Raw genomic sequence first — 14,320 nt, 5'->3', positions numbered from 1 at the left:
CATGCGCCTCCTAGGCCATTCTATTCTTGAACGCGAAACCGACTATCAGGCAGAAAACGAGGCCGATAATCGTAGCCGGCGCGCCGAAAGCGCCTATTCCCGACGTGGAGCTGGCGAGCGAGAAGTTGTGCGCGAAAGCCGCGCCGAGAAGCATCCCCATCACGAAGCTGCCGGCGTCGGAATCGCCCTCGCCGGACATAATCAGCATACGTCCGGGGCAGCCGCCCGCGAGCGTGAAGGCGAGCCCCGCGAGCACCATGCCGAGGAAGTTCCAGAGCTGCATAGTGTGGGCGACCGGCTGTCCCTCAAATCCCGGCTTGAACTGGCCGAGCGCGAAGTTCGTGATGAACGCGGCGATTATGAAAGCCGCGATGCCCTTGAACAGGTGGCAGTCCCTTATCATTATAAGGTCGCGCACCGCGCCGATGGTGCAGAAGCGCGTGCGCTGCGCGAGCCAGCCGACGATGAGCCCCGCCGCGAGCGAAATCAGAATCGGCGCGTGGGCCGCCCCCGGGCCGCTCTCCGAGAAGAATATCGGGCCGGTGCCCTTGGCGCCGAAGAGCGGACGCGCCACGAGCAGAATCAGCACGACGAGCGCGAACAGCGGCATCACGAGCCCGGCCGCCTTAGGCGTCGGGCGCGACGGGCCGAGGCTGAATCCGCCGTAGAGGAACCAGACGCCGATGCCTATACCGCAGATGAGCCCGGCGATACCGGCGACGGCGTTCCAGTCGCCGCCCGCAAGACGCAGATAGGCGCGCCACGGGCAGCCGAGGAAAACGAGAGCGCCTATCATCGCGAAGAAGCCGAGCGCGAAACGCACCATCGGCGACGAGCCGCCGCGCGGCCTATACTCCGAGAAGGCGAGCGCCGAGACGAAAGCCCCGAGGATGAAGCCCGCTATCTCCGGGCGCAGATACTGGACTATCGCGGCGCGATGCAGCCCGAAGGCCCCCGCGATGTCGCGCGTGAAGCAGGCGACGCAGAACCCCATGTTGCCCGGATTCCCGAAATTCACGAGAAACGCGGCGATTACGCCCAGAATCAGACCCGCTATCGCGGGGCCGTTCTTTGACATGAGCATACGATCCATTGTCCTTTTACCTCCGTTTTATATTTGGATTATAAAATCGAAAACTACGGATAAAACGCGCGGGCCGAAGCTGCGCCAGCCGCCGTGCGGCAGACCCGCGCTCAGGCGCCCGTCCGAGCGAACGCAGGAGAAAACGAACGAAAAGTCCTTCGCTTAAAGAGAACGGGGAAAAAACTGCGAGAGCGCGCCGCGGTTGACGACAGACCCGGTACACGAGCCGAACCGAAACGATCACGTCATCTGGCGCACTCCCCTTTCCGGCCCGAAAGCGGGCCACATTGTTATGATAGCCACAAGCCGCGCATTTAGCAACGATTTCAGGAAAAATACGCTTGTGCGCGGGCATATAAATGCCGCCGCCGCGCGGCGAACGGGATAATATATGTGAAAAAGCCGGAGCGGGCGCGAAAAACGGCGCGGCCCCCGGCAAAGACGGACATTAAGCCCAGCTCCTGCGCCGTACACGCCGCTCGAAAGAAACGCGCAGCGCGCGCCGTTCGACGCATATATGGGATAATAGCTGGAAATTACGAAGCGCGCTGAAACACGCGGCTTCCGAAGACCGACTGAGGGGAGAGGGCGGGCACATGAACAACGGACACGGCGGACGCAGGCCGCTGATACTGGTCACTGCGGGCCTCGAGAAAAACATGGAGCGCAATCTGATGCAATTTCACCTTTTTGAGAACTACTGCACGGCGATAGAGGAAAACGGCGGCGTCCCCGCAATCGTATGCGGCTGCGGCGAAGAATACCTCGCGCGTCTCGCGGACGCGGCGGACGGGCTGTTCCTCACCGGCGGCGAGGACATAGAGTCCGCGCGCTACGGCATGGAGGACGGCGGCCTCTGCGGACGGCCCGACGAATGGCGCGACGGCGCGGAACTTGCGCTCTGCGAGATATTCGCCGCCGCTCGCAAGCCGATACTCGGAGTATGCCGCGGCCTTCAGATGATAAACGTATATTTCGGCGGCACGCTCGTGCGCGACATCGAAAAATGTCTCGGCATAAGCCATCCAGACCCAGGAACGCACGCCGTCGAAATTGCAGAGGGCTCGTGGCTGCGCTGCCTCTTCCCTCCCTCCTTCACCGCTAACAGCTACCACCATCAGGCCGCAGGACAACCCGGCGAAGGGCTGAAAGCCTCGGCCTTCTCCGAAAACGGCCGCGTGATAGAAGCCCTCGAGCACGAAACGCTCCCGATATTCGCCGTCCAGTGGCACCCAGAACGCATGACCGGAGCCGTCCGCTACGACGAAAAAGGCCCCGACATGGCGGCGCTGTTCAGAGACTTCTGCGAAAGGTGCGCGGGACGCTCGCACCGATAAAAATATACAGAGGCGTTAAAGAGCGTCCAACTGCGATGCCAGCATCTACTGACGCCGCAAACTTACTGTAAGTATATAAATTAGTTTTACATGGCATAAAAGACGGCATATCACGTCAAACATAGCGCAGCTAACCATACACGCCGCCGTCTGCTTGTACCATGTGCCCGCAGGAATACTCTGACGGCTGCTGCATCAAAAATTAGCATCGCCACAAGCAGAGAAACCCACAGGCTACGTCGTTTTTCTAAAAAAATATATTTGCCCGCCGCATCCAAAACATTCCTTTATATTAGCTTTTTCCACACCTCAAATATGTGCGGTGCTGGATAGTATTTGTATTATGCACCCTAAAATAAGAAATTATCCGAATATTTATTGCATTATAATATATTATTTGTTGATAATATTAAATTAAATGGAATAAAATAATATCATTCGGTACCGGACAAATTATCATAAAAAACCAGGGAGGGATTCCTTGCATGGAACAGTTCCTAAACCAGGTTGTCGGCGTTTTGTGGGGGCCAACGCTTCTTATAGGCCTGTTGGGTACCGGTTTGTATTTCACCATCATAACAAAATTCTGGCAGTTGCGTCATTTCGCGGATTCATTCCGCTTCTGCTTTCTCGGCAAAGGTTCTGGAGAGATGCTGCCCAGCGATAAGAACAAAATCTCTCCGTATCAGGCGGCAGCGGTCGGCATCGCTGGATGTATAGGCGCTGGCAATATAGGCGGAGTAGCCAGCGCGATCGCACTCGGCGGCCCCGGCGCGCTGTTCTGGATGTGGATGACGGCTCTCGTCGGTATGATGACTAAAATGGCCGAGGTGACGTTGGCCGTATATTACAGAAAACAAGAAGACGGCAAGAAAGTAGGCGGCCCGCTATTTTACATAGAACAGGGGCTTGGCAAAAAAATCAAGTGCTGGAAAATATTCGCAGTGTTATTCGGCGGCAGCTTGTTCCTGCAGCTTATCTTGGCTCCCGAAGCATATACGGTAGGCGAGGCTCTTCATGAAATCACCGGAGTCAGGGTGATGTATTTGTCGACTTTCTTCTGCTTCATGTGCGGCGTCGTCATCTGGGGCGGCATGCATCGCGTCGTTAATTTCGCGTCGTTTATGATGCCGTTCATGTCAATTATGTACATGGTGTTTGGCTTTTACATCATCATTACTAATATAACGAGTCTTCCGTCTGCGATAGCACTGATCGTGGAGTCCGCTTTCCAGCCGGTTGCCGCGGTGGGAGGCTTCGCCGGAGCTTCGTTTATGCTCATAGCAAGAACCGGCATTTCACGCGGCCTCTTCAGCAATGAAGCAGGTTGGGGCACAAGCCCTATGGTGCATGCCACGGCCGAGCAGAACCATCCCGTGGAACAGGGGATGTGGGGCATTATGGAAGTATTCATGAGCACCATGCTCGTCTGTTCTACAACCGGGCTCGTAATAGTCATCACTGGCGAATGGAGCTCAGGCCTTTCCGGCTCTACGCTTACTATAAATGCTTTCGCCCACGGTCTAGGTAAAACGTTCGCCGGTTATTTCATAGCGTTTTCACTGTTCCTGTTCTCATGGACTACCGTTACCGGCTGGTTTTCTTACTTCCACTCCATTCTGGAATACGCATTCAAAAATAACGCCCGTGTCAGAAAGACCGCGCTGCGTATGCTTCGGATCTCAACGCCGTTCTTCGGCCTGATTATGGCTTACATGGTCGACGTCATGCATACTGACGTATCTTACGCTTGGCTTATCGTCGATATATCGTCGTCGGTACCGACCTACGTGAACCTTGTCGTGATACTCCTCCTGTCCAAAAAGTTTATATCTATATTGAAGGACTATGAAGGCCCGCGTAAGCTGTGGGGACTGGAGGAATACAGCAAAGTTGACGTAGATAAATAATCCAATAATAAAAGGAGCAGATGACAATGAAAAAAGCATTGGTATTAGGATGCGGCCTCATAGGGAAAACCGTCGCCATAGACCTCGCGAAGGATTTCGAGGTCACGGTAATGGATCCGTTTGAAAAAGCACTGGCTTCGCTCGGAGACAGAAACGACATCAAAAAGATCCAGAAATCCGCCGACGATGCCGCCGCCCTCGCTGAAGCGGCAAAAGACGCCGATGTAATATGCGGGCTCCTTCCGAGCCATCTCGAGGAGGCCTCACAGAAGCAGATACTCGAAATGGGAAAAAACTACGTAAGTCCAAGCGGTTATCTGCATAGCAGCGGGATGGACGAGATAGCAAAGAAAAGCGGTTCCGTAGCCGTCTTCGATATGGGGATAGCCCCCGGCATGTCGAACTATCTTGTGGCAAGAGGCGGGACGATGGTGGACGAGCTTGATTTTGGATGCATATATGTCGGGGGAATCCCGGATAAGCTTGACCCCCCGTTCAATTACAGAACCGTTTTCTGCCTTGAAGATACGATGAACGAATACTGCTGGCCCGCCAGATACGTGAAGGACAACAAAATCACCGAAACACCTGCGCTCAGCGGCCTTGAAGAAATAGATATCCCCGGCGTAGGCAGACTTGAAGCGTTCTTCACCGACGGGCTTCGTTCAGCTTCTGAAAACGTCAAAGGAAAATTCGTAGCAGAAAAGACGATGCGCTGGCCTGGATACGTAGATACTATCAATATACTTAAGGCGGCAGGATGTTTCAGCAAAGAGCCGGTCGTCGTCGACGGAAAAGATGTGATCCCGTTCAACGTTACAACGGAGCTTTTCCGTCCGCTATGGACGCTGAGACCTGAAAAAGGCGACCGCGACTTAACCGTCATGCGCGTCGTCGCAAAAGGCCCCAAAGACGGAAAGTATGTTACAAACACCTGGGACCTAGTTGACAAATTCGACGAAGAGCAGATGCTGCATTCAATGGCGCGCACGACCGGATATCCGTGCGCGGCTACGGCGAGGGCGATCGCCTACGGCATCATTTCAGAGCCCGGATTCCATGCGCCGGAATCGCTCGCGGCGGACGACAAATTCTATAGCTACCTCATGCCGCAGCTCGCCGAACACGGCATAGTATTCAAGCACAGCGTATTAGTCGAAGAGATTTAGACAGACGGCTGGGCCGGTACCGTACGTAAAGCCGCCTACGCCGGAAGGGCGTCTGAAAAAATTATTTTTTAGACGCCCTTTGCTATTTTGCTATGGTAAATCGATTGTTGCAGAAAAATTTTTTGTTTATAATTATGGAGAATATATACAACATACACATAGGTATGCCTTATTTTTATGCCGTTAACTGCAGCAACATGGCAATGAATACTATAGCGAAAAGGGGCTGATATGTATGATCAAACCGACCAGACTTGAGATGGACGATGTAGATTTTCAAATCGCATATGAACTGCATAGGGATTGCAGAATATCATATAAAAAGCTCGGCGAAAAAATAGCGCTCTCGGCTTCATCAGTTTACGACCGCACGAAAAAGATGGAGGAAAAGAAAGGCATAATCGCTTACAACGCAAAAATCGACTGGGGAAAGTTCGGATATGCCATACACGCCTTCATTTTATTAAAGGACGATAAATTCATTGGAGACGTGCCTCATTTTCTTATCGAAAGGGACGAAGTATTCAATATCTATATGGTCTCAGGCGAATACGATTATATGCTTGAAGTGCATATAGCAAATAAAGACGAACTGAGCTCTTTCATGGATTATTTATATAAAACCGTCGGCAGGACATATACTCTGCTTGTCATGAGGGAGATAACAGGCATGGAAAACTCGGACGGCGGCTAAAAATAGGCAGCCCGGTTATCCTTCTTTCATACACGATGTCCGCCGCCCATGTTATAAAAACGGCGATTCAAGGCCCGCCGCTTTTATAACATGATGATGCCGGTCGTAGGTTTATCTTCTCCGCGTCGTCCGGCGTCCATATTTACACCAGGAACTGGAACAGGTCCGGTTTGTCGTTGAGGTATTCGTAGACTATGTTGCGTTCGTTCATGCGCTTGACGAGCGGGGCGTAGTCTTCGGCGCGCTGGAGTTCGATGCCGACTACGGCTGGGCCGCGTTCGCGCGAGTTTTTCTTAGAATATTCGAAGAATGTGATGTCGTCGTCCGGGCCGAGTACGTGCTCCAGGAATTCGCGCAGGGCTCCGGCGCGCTGGGGGAAGCGGACTATGAAGTAGTGCTGGAGTCCCTCGTGGAGCTGCGAGCGCTCTTTTATCTCTTCCATGCGCGTTATGTCGTTGTTGCTGCCGCTTATGACGCAGACGACGTTTTTGCCGCGTATTTCGTCCTTTATGTTTTCGAGCGCCGAGACGGAGACGGCGCCGGCCGGCTCGACGACTATGGCGCTTTCGTTGTAGAGGCGCAGTATGGTGGTGCATATCTGGCCTTCTGGGACGGCTACGAGTTTGTCCACGACTTCGCGGCAGATGTCGTATGTTATGTCGCCGACTTTGCGCACGGCTATGCCGTCGGCGAAGTTGTCTATCTGCGGCAGCGCGACGGGCTCGCCTTTGTCGAAGGCGGCGCGCATCGAGGCGGCTCCCGCGGCTTCGACGCCGACGACGCACGTGTCGGGGCTGAGGTTTTTGAATACGCTGCCGACGCCGGACATGAGGCCGCCGCCTCCGATGGGCAGCAGGATGTAGTGGAAGTCGCAGCAGGCTTCGCTGAGGATGTCGAGGCCGAGGGTCGCCTGGCCTTCGATTATCTGAGGGTCGTTGAACGGGTGGATGAAGGTCCCGTCGTGCTCGCGGCACCAGGCGAGCGCCTCGGCGCATGAGTCGTCGTAGGTGTCGCCCGTGAGGACTATATTGACGTTGTCCTTGCCGAACATTTTGACCTGATGTATTTTCTGGTTCGGCGTGGGTTTCGGCATGAATATCGTGCCGATGATGCCGAGTTTGCTGCATGCGAGAGCGACGCCCTGCGCGTGGTTGCCCGCCGACGCGCAGACGACGCCGCGCGCGAGCTCTTCGGGCGAGAGGCCCGCTATTTTGTTGTACGCGCCGCGTATTTTGTAGGAGCGCACTATCTGCATGTCTTCGCGCTTGAGCCAGATATTGGCCCCGTAGCGCTCGGAGAGCGGGACGTTGAGGGTGAGCGGCGTGTTTACCACAACGCCGCTGATGCGCTGCTTGGCTTTCTGTATGTCGTGTAGCTGCGGGCGGTAGTCGGACATTTTATCCCACCTACAGCTTGACGTTGATTATCGCTGTTACGCCGACGCCTTTGACGCGGCGGAATTGTTTGAGCGGGTTGAGCGAGTCTATGGGGATGAGGGCGGTGGCGCGGACGCTGCTGAATTCGCCTTCGAGCTGCGCGACGGCCTGCGTGCGGTCTATCGCGTCCTGCGTGTTGGCGCCGACCTGCGCCGCGCCGATGCGCGCGCCGTCTCCTATGGATACTATTGGGACGACTTTGGTGAATCCGTCGTAGGCGACGCCTTTGTTGAAGGTTATTGTGTTGATGAAGTCGTTCATCTGCGGCGATATGGCGGTGACGAGCCAGCCTCCGGCTACGCCTATCGCGCCTTTTTTGAGTATGTCTCCGAAGTCGAGTGCGCGCGCAGAGGGCGCGGCCATCGCGAAGACGGCGCATATCGCGAGCGCTGCGGCGGCGTTTTTAATGTTGCGTTTCATTTTTATGACACTTCCCTTTCTTCCGGTTTTCAAGCGGGGCCGGGAGCTTCGCCCTTCGGCCTCCTTCTCCGAATTATACACTAAATAGCGCCGCCCCGCCGCGGGCGTAAGGTAAAAAGGGCGGCCCGAAGGCCGCCCGTCACACGGGAGGGAGCGCTGCAAGGAGGAAGGAAGGTCAGCCGTCCCGGCGCGTCGTTTGCCGCGCGTCCGATGTCTTTTCCAGTTTTTCCAGTCTGCGTATTTTTTGTTTGCCGCGTTCGTTTTCCTTTTTAAGCTGCGCGACGGCGCGTTTCAGCTCGGCGAGCTCACGCCGCATGCTTTCAGCGTCCGCGGAGGGCGGCTGTACGCGCGTCCCGCCGCGGCCCACGGCTACGCTTACGCCGGCGCGGGCCATGAGGTCTCCGCCGCTGTTGAGCGAGAGGCCGGCGTTGACGAGCAGGTTTTCGCGGACGTAGTGGAACGCGCCGACGGCCGCCGAGTATTCGCCGCGGTACGCGCCTATGCCGGCGCTGAGGGTCGTCGGAGCGTACGGGTCGTAGGGCACGGGGTGGAGCGCGGAGAGGGCCGCCGCGTGCGCGCCTATCATTTTCGCGCGCTTGTCTATTTCGTCTATTCTGCGATATGTTTCCCACAGCTGTCCGCCCGTCACGGCGTCGCTTCCGCCGCGGACGATCCGCCCGTCCGCGAGGCCTGTCACGCGCCTGCCGCCCATCTCTATGCCGTTTCCGTCTATGCGCACGCCGCCGGCGCGGAGGCTTCCGAAGGACGGCGCGTCGCTGACGTTTATGCGGTATTCGCCGCTTTTGCCGTCTTTGCTTATATTTATGTTGGAGCCTTCGGCTATCGCGATGCGGCTTCCGTCGGTTATTTTAGTCTCTTCGCCGTTGACGGAAAGCGTCCATTCGCTTTTCTTCGGCTCCGAAGAGGGGGCTGGAGCGGGGGAAGAGGCGATTTTTTGAAGGGCTTCCTCAACGCTAGCGAATTTCTCTCCGTTTATGTCGAAGCCTCCGAAGGCGACCCCGTCTACGTAATTGCTCGTACTAAAGAAGCCGCCGAGCGCCTTCCCGACCGATTCGCCTAGTTTCCAGAGCTGGCCGCCGTTCACGGCCTCGAGCCCGCCTTGCTTGACTTCGCCGCCGGCGACGTTGCGGAGTTTGACGGGAACGCTGCCGTCCCCTAAGGTCACGGAATCCCTCTTATCCTTGTCGTCGTAGTTCACGGAGCGCAGCATCGCCCTCGCGATTCTGTTTGAGAGCGCCGTCCCGACCCCTTCAAGCTGCGAGTAGTTCACGGCGTCCAGCGCAGAGACGCCTCTTTTGACGTTCTTCAGGCGGACCGGTTGACCCACCGTGCCGTTCGATCGTTTTTTGCCCAGCGTGACCGAATATTTCTCATCGTCGTCGTATTCGACCGAGAGGGAGCCGCGATCTGCGCCTGGCGCGGCGGCGCTTTTTATATCGCCGGCGTTGTTGCTGGCATTATCTACGCTGGTATTTGCAGCGCCAGCGGCCGTGACCTTGTTATCATCCGTGACCGTGATGGAGAAAGGCCCCCGACCCACTATCACCTTGACCGGCGAACCGGGCCCCGCCGTCTGCCCGCGTTCCGCGCCGCTCGCTTCCGCCGAGCCCATAAGCAGGGCGCAGAGGACGAGCATCAGTATCAGTATGGCCAGGAAAAGCACGTAAGAAAGCCGCACTTCCCCGGCCTCCGGCACTGGCGGGCCGTTTTTCTTATCATCTCCGCACATCATATATCACTCCTGTCGTTTGTCGTCATCGCTTTTGCGTGAAATCCACCATTATTTTGTCCATCTGCCGCAGAAGCTCGTCGCTGACGTCCGCGCCGCCCGAAGCGGCCAGCGCCGAGTCCGCAGGTATGATTACCGTGACGCCGCGCTTGTTGTTCTTCAGCCATTTCTGCGCGGCGCCGCGCAGAACGTCCGTCAGTATCTCCGAAATCCGCCGCACTTCGGCGCTGTATGCCGCCTGCGCCTCGGCGTATCTGCGCGACAGCTCCGCCTCGGCTTCGGGCGTTTCGCCGAGCTTTTCCGCGTAACGCACAAGCTCGTCCGCAAGCCGGCCCCTCAGCTCGTCGAGGACAGCCCGCCCGGCTATGCCGGGGCGGCTCGACTCTATCACCCGCGCCACATCCGCCACCGCAACCTCGCCCGACGCAGCCGAAGCGGCGAACATAAGGCAGACGGCCGTCCACAATAGGAGGCCGCGTCTTATTCCTGGTTCCGCCATAACATCCCCCCTTCGCGCCCCGGTCCAGCTTCCGGCGGCGAGGCGCGCCGGGACGCGCGGTTCTTCCCGCTCCGCCGCGGCGCCGCGGCTTTCCCTTTGCGGCGAAGCTGTTGAGAAATATAGACGCGGCGCGGCTTTGCAGCAAATTGGATAATTTTCATATAAATAAAACGGACGGGCGATTTGTTTCTTAACAATATACAAAATCGCCGTATGCGCGATTTTTATGCGCGCTTGCACGCGAGCGGAGGCGCGGCGGCACGAAAAGGTCTATTTATATAAAACGCGCGGCCGTTCCGCGCTTCATCGGGCACGGAAACTTGTCGCGGCGGCGCGCGATAAAAAAGCCGCCGTCACGCGCGGCGGCGTGCGGCGGCTGTACGTGGCGGAGGAGGAGCGCTACGCCTCCGCCTCGGAGACCCTGTCTATAGTGAAGTAGTTCGTACGGCGGACGCGGCGCAGCTCCTCGCGCGATACCTGCAGCATGGAGCGGAAACGCCTGTCCTCCGCCATGACGTGGTTCGCCGCAAGCGCCTTCACCCCGACCGGCTGATTGGAAAGGTTCATCATGAGCAGATGCCCGAGCAGGAAATTCTGACCGTTGAGCATCGACGGGAAGATCATCGTTATTCTGTCGAGACGGCAGAATTCGTTCTCGAAAGGGAGACGCGTGTAGAACGAATACTCCTGCACCGTGCCTTTGTAGACTTTCGAGCAGAGGCAGTAATCCTCGAAGGAGGCGACCTCGTGGTAAAGCTTCGCGCCGCCGTCCTCGCAGCGCTCGATGACGCTCCTGTGGACGGCCTTCTCTTCGCCTCCGTAATAATAGAGATAGACCAGCGGCGAGGCGAACAGGCCGCCGGGCGCCGCGGCCTCCGGCGGCTCGGCGCGGCTTTCCCCGACCGGCAGATTCATAAGGCTGAACACAGACACGCGCAGCGCGCGCGCTATCTCGCATAGAGTCTCCACGTCTATGACTATGTCCCCCGTCTCGTACTTGGAGAGCGTCGCCTTGCTCTTATGTACGGCCCGCCCCAGCTCCTCGAGCGTGCAGCGCCTGTTCTTCCTTATCTCTCTGATTTTCTGTCCGAGAGCTTCGCTTACCTGAGTCATTGCCTCCCGCCTTTCCGCTGTGGCCCGCCGGCCCGCGCGGGTGCGCCGCAAAAGGCGCGTCCTCACGCCGGCTTGTGTTTTTTAAGCTGTATACCGAAGCTCTTTTGCCATATCCGCATAGAATCATGCTTCGGCATAATGTTGCGCATGTGCTTACCGAAAATATTATATCAACGGTCCCGTTATTATGTGAAGCCGCGTGCAAGCCGGCGGTTTCTCCATACGAAAAGCGGCGTCCCGTAGGGGACGCCGCCATTTGCTTCTTACGCGCGCCGTTTCCGCGGAAAGCCGGGCCTTTATCACAGCGCCGCGCAGCTCACAGCGCCGCCGGCGACGACCGCGCCGCGGGCCTCCGGGTCGTCCATGATTATCTCGCCGACGGCCGGGACGGCTATCACGCCGGAGCGCGGGTTTTTGACGCTTGTCACTGGCGTTGTGACGACGGCTTCGACTTCGGATTTTTCAAAGCAGAGGCCGGCGTTTTCCATCTCGCAGTTTATCAGCTTCAGCCCTTTGCAGTAGCAGAGGGGCTGCGTCCCGGAGATTTTGCAGTTTACGAGCGTCAGCCCTTCAGAGTACCAGCCGAGGTATTCGCCTTTAATTACGCTGTCTCTGACCACAACGCCGCGCGAATGCCAGAACGCGTCTTTCGTGTCGAATGAGCAGCGTTCGAAAACGGCGTTTTCAATGTACTGAAACGAATATTTGCCTTTGAATGTCACTCCGGTGAAGCGCAGGTCTCGGCTGCGCATCATAAAGTATTCGCTCTCGGCCGTGCAGTTTTCCATCGTGACGTCGCGCACGGACCAGCCGAACTCCGGCGAGACTATGTCGCATCCGCGCACGGTCACATTTCCGCATTCGCGGAGCGCCTTGATACCGTGCAGCTTCGTATCCGATATATCCACGTCCTCCGAATACCATATTGCTGCGCGGCAGAGCTCCGTCAGCTCGCAGCCGCGTATCGTAAGGCCGCGGTCGTGCCAGAACGGATAACGCAGATTGCAGAAACAGCCCTCGACGCGCACGCCGGAGCTTTCCTTGAGCGCGCTCTCGCCGTCCGCCGGGCCGTCGAAACGGCAGTTCTTCACCGTCACGTCCCTGCTGCCGTAAAGCGCGCGTTCCTCGTCGAAAGTTTTATTCTCTATAACAGTCATAGCAGACACATCCTTCCAAGACCTTTTACGGCGGCGCGATAAAAAATCTCTCCGCCGCATGTAATTTTCACGGTTAAATGTAGTCCTGAAGGAAGGTTATGACAAATACTTCGTTTTAATAAAACAAAATGCCTCGCGGGCATGGAAGCTGCGGGCAATAAAAAACCGCGCGGGGAACGCCTTCCGCCGCGCGGGAAGATTTACTGGCGAAGCCCGGCGTCTAAAAATTTTCCTCGTTCGGCCTGTGGCGTTCGTCGAGAATATCTATCATGACGCGGTCCACCGTCTTCATGCCCTCGCGCGAGACGCGGCCCACGTTCGCCACAGTCTCCTCGATGGACGCGCCGAAAACACCCTGCGGTACGGCCAGATGCTGCCCGCTCATCGCCCACTCCATCGCGCAGTAGGCCTCCGACGACGCGGAGCCGACCTTGAGCGCGCAGCTCTCCTTGGCTCCGTCGCAGAGCATCCCCGCTATATCGGAAAGCAGCAGGCTCATAGCCGCGCATATCTGGTCGTAATTCCCGCCCATGAGATAGGTCATGCCGGCCGCCGCGCCCGCGCCCGCCGCGACGGAGCAGCCGCAGACCGGCGAGAGACGCCCGAGGTTGCGCTTCACGAAGCTCGTCGCGAGGTGGCTGACGGCTATCGCCTTCGCTATCTCCGTGCGGCTCTTGCCCGTGCGGCGGCCCAGCACCGCTATGGGGATTATAGCCGTGATACCGTGGTTGCCGCTGCCGGCGCTGCTCATGACCGGAAGCTGCACGCCCGACATGCGCGCCTCGGCCGCCGCCGAAGCCGTCGTGCGTATCTCGAGCGACACCGGCACGAAATCGCCGACCTTTTCGTCGTCGCGCAGGACGAGCGCGAAATTACTGCTCTGGAGGCTGCCTCCGCCTGCCGGCTTGATGCCCGCGGCCGCTATGCGGTCGTTCATCTCGACGCCCTCCCAGATGAAATCTTCATCCTCCGCGTCCATCTCGTCCGCCATCTTGAGCACGTCGGCGAACTTCGTCGGGAAACCGTCGTCGGCGAAGCCCGACGAAGAGCCGGAGACGCGCTCCTTTTCAAACACAGTCTCCCCGTCGGCCGTAACCTTGACTATATTTGAATGGCTGCCCTCTATCAGGCACATCGCCTTGTGTTCAGGCGTAAAGACCGAGGCGAGGACGTAGACTCCGCCTCTGTCCTGGTCGCAGTAGATAGTCGCGCGCTTCTCCTTCACCCACGCCTCAGCCTTCGCCACATCCTCCGGCGCCGTCCCCGCGAGCACCTCGAGGCCGCGCGAAGAGTCGCCGCATATCGCGCCGAGCGCCGCGGCTATCGCGTTGCCGCGCGCTCCTCCAGCGCCGGGAATGCCGACCGCCATCCCGTTTTTATAAATATTCGCGCTGACGGTGACGCGCACCGCCGCGACGTTCTCCCTGTCCGGAAGCTCGGCGCAAGCGCGCGCAACCGCGAGCGCCACAGCCCCCGGCTCGGTACATCCGAGCGCCGGTTTTACTTCGCTGCGCAAAAATTCCTTCAATGTGGGCATAATCTTTCCCCCTTGACAGATTTTCGGTTCGTCCTGCGTTTACCGCCGATGGTTCAACACAGTCAGATTATAGCTTAAAATCAAATATGTTTATGCAAAGATGTTGCTTTTATCAATTCATACACCTACAAGGCTTTGGTATATAAACATGCATTTATTTTATTTAAGCCCTATTTTGACATAGATCTTGAATATCGCGGCCGTAAACCGCAGC

At 57.3% G+C, this 14,320-nt stretch carries 12 protein-coding genes; 4 read left to right on the top strand and 8 right to left on the bottom strand.

Features of this window, described 5'->3' with window-relative positions; translation table 11 throughout:
- Window positions 1-10 precede the first annotated feature (10 nt).
- Window positions 11-1,093 carry a YedE family putative selenium transporter gene (gene yedE / locus B5F39_RS03515; RefSeq protein ID WP_087363973.1) on the bottom strand — a complete coding sequence of 361 codons (1,083 nt, stop codon included), beginning with the start codon at window positions 1,091-1,093 and terminating at the stop codon, window positions 11-13.
- Window positions 1,094-1,680: 587 nt separating this feature from the next.
- On the opposite strand from yedE, the gene B5F39_RS03510 reads away from it, so the two are divergent.
- The 4 genes from B5F39_RS03510 (at window position 1,681) to B5F39_RS03495 (ending at window position 6,194) form a co-directional block, all read left to right on the top strand.
- Complete coding sequence (locus B5F39_RS03510; RefSeq protein WP_087363970.1) at window positions 1,681-2,421, top strand: gamma-glutamyl-gamma-aminobutyrate hydrolase family protein; 741 nt, start codon at window positions 1,681-1,683, stop codon at window positions 2,419-2,421.
- A 485-nt stretch (window positions 2,422-2,906) separates the two neighbouring features.
- Window positions 2,907-4,331 carry an amino acid carrier protein gene (locus tag B5F39_RS03505; RefSeq protein ID WP_087363967.1) on the top strand — a complete coding sequence of 475 codons (1,425 nt, stop codon included), beginning with the start codon at window positions 2,907-2,909 and terminating at the stop codon, window positions 4,329-4,331.
- A 26-nt stretch (window positions 4,332-4,357) separates the two neighbouring features.
- Window positions 4,358-5,500, top strand: coding sequence for a saccharopine dehydrogenase C-terminal domain-containing protein (locus B5F39_RS03500; protein ID WP_158095917.1), 1,143 nt, complete (start codon window positions 4,358-4,360; stop codon window positions 5,498-5,500).
- Window positions 5,501-5,735: 235 nt separating this feature from the next.
- Complete coding sequence (locus tag B5F39_RS03495) at window positions 5,736-6,194, top strand: Lrp/AsnC family transcriptional regulator (protein ID WP_087363961.1); 459 nt, start codon at window positions 5,736-5,738, stop codon at window positions 6,192-6,194.
- Window positions 6,195-6,336: 142 nt separating this feature from the next.
- Here the strand turns inward: B5F39_RS03495 and ilvA are convergent, their stop codons facing one another.
- The 7 genes from ilvA to B5F39_RS03455 all read right to left on the bottom strand — a co-directional run bounded on the left by ilvA (window position 6,337) and on the right by B5F39_RS03455 (window position 14,106).
- Entirely contained in the window at window positions 6,337-7,590 is a 1,254-nt protein-coding gene (ilvA, locus tag B5F39_RS03490; RefSeq protein WP_143330646.1) for a threonine ammonia-lyase IlvA, read from the bottom strand.
- A gap of 10 nt (window positions 7,591-7,600) precedes the next feature.
- Window positions 7,601-8,050 carry a hypothetical protein gene (locus tag B5F39_RS03485; RefSeq protein ID WP_087364370.1) on the bottom strand — a complete coding sequence of 150 codons (450 nt, stop codon included), beginning with the start codon at window positions 8,048-8,050 and terminating at the stop codon, window positions 7,601-7,603.
- A gap of 175 nt (window positions 8,051-8,225) precedes the next feature.
- Window positions 8,226-9,800: a YadA-like family protein gene (locus B5F39_RS03480; protein ID WP_143330645.1), complete on the bottom strand. Its 1,575-nt coding sequence runs from the start codon at window positions 9,798-9,800 to the stop codon at window positions 8,226-8,228.
- A gap of 25 nt (window positions 9,801-9,825) precedes the next feature.
- The gene (locus tag B5F39_RS03475) at window positions 9,826-10,299 is read right to left on the bottom strand and encodes a hypothetical protein (protein WP_143330644.1); all 474 of its coding nucleotides are present in this window, start codon (window positions 10,297-10,299) and stop codon (window positions 9,826-9,828) included.
- 399 nt (window positions 10,300-10,698) lie between these two features.
- Window positions 10,699-11,412 (bottom strand): helix-turn-helix transcriptional regulator, encoded by a 714-nt coding sequence (locus tag B5F39_RS03465; protein WP_087363949.1) that lies wholly within the window; start codon window positions 11,410-11,412, stop codon window positions 10,699-10,701.
- A 299-nt stretch (window positions 11,413-11,711) separates the two neighbouring features.
- Window positions 11,712-12,569 (bottom strand): DUF3737 family protein, encoded by an 858-nt coding sequence (locus B5F39_RS03460; protein ID WP_087363947.1) that lies wholly within the window; start codon window positions 12,567-12,569, stop codon window positions 11,712-11,714.
- Between the two features lie 220 nt (window positions 12,570-12,789).
- On the bottom strand, window positions 12,790-14,106 hold the full coding sequence (locus B5F39_RS03455; RefSeq protein ID WP_087363945.1) for an L-serine ammonia-lyase, iron-sulfur-dependent, subunit alpha: 1,317 nt from the start codon (window positions 14,104-14,106) through the stop codon (window positions 12,790-12,792).
- Between the last annotated feature and the right edge of the window lie 214 nt (window positions 14,107-14,320).

This window comes from Cloacibacillus sp. An23, assembly GCF_002159945.1.
Lineage (GTDB): Bacteria > Synergistota > Synergistia > Synergistales > Synergistaceae > Caccocola.
The sequence above is the reverse complement of the archived record's forward strand: the minus strand, read 5'-3'. Positions and strand labels throughout refer to the sequence as shown.

Excerpts from the sequence above, each read along its gene's own strand:
- B5F39_RS03500 (WP_158095917.1), top strand. The coding sequence starts at position 4,358 with ATGAAAAAAGCATTGGTATTAGGATGCGGCCTCATAGGGAAAACCGTC.
- ilvA (WP_143330646.1), bottom strand. The coding sequence starts at position 7,590 with ATGTCCGACTACCGCCCGCAGCTACACGACATACAGAAAGCCAAGCAG.
- B5F39_RS03485 (WP_087364370.1), bottom strand. The coding sequence starts at position 8,050 with ATGAAACGCAACATTAAAAACGCCGCCGCAGCGCTCGCGATATGCGCC.
- yedE (WP_087363973.1), bottom strand. The coding sequence starts at position 1,093 with ATGGATCGTATGCTCATGTCAAAGAACGGCCCCGCGATAGCGGGTCTG.
- B5F39_RS03460 (WP_087363947.1), bottom strand. The coding sequence starts at position 12,569 with ATGACTGTTATAGAGAATAAAACTTTCGACGAGGAACGCGCGCTTTAC.
- B5F39_RS03510 (WP_087363970.1), top strand. The coding sequence starts at position 1,681 with ATGAACAACGGACACGGCGGACGCAGGCCGCTGATACTGGTCACTGCG.
- B5F39_RS03455 (WP_087363945.1), bottom strand. The coding sequence starts at position 14,106 with ATGCCCACATTGAAGGAATTTTTGCGCAGCGAAGTAAAACCGGCGCTC.
- B5F39_RS03465 (WP_087363949.1), bottom strand. The coding sequence starts at position 11,412 with ATGACTCAGGTAAGCGAAGCTCTCGGACAGAAAATCAGAGAGATAAGG.
- B5F39_RS03505 (WP_087363967.1), top strand. The coding sequence starts at position 2,907 with ATGGAACAGTTCCTAAACCAGGTTGTCGGCGTTTTGTGGGGGCCAACG.
- B5F39_RS03495 (WP_087363961.1), top strand. The coding sequence starts at position 5,736 with ATGATCAAACCGACCAGACTTGAGATGGACGATGTAGATTTTCAAATC.
- B5F39_RS03475 (WP_143330644.1), bottom strand. The coding sequence starts at position 10,299 with ATGGCGGAACCAGGAATAAGACGCGGCCTCCTATTGTGGACGGCCGTC.
- B5F39_RS03480 (WP_143330645.1), bottom strand. The coding sequence starts at position 9,800 with ATGTGCGGAGATGATAAGAAAAACGGCCCGCCAGTGCCGGAGGCCGGG.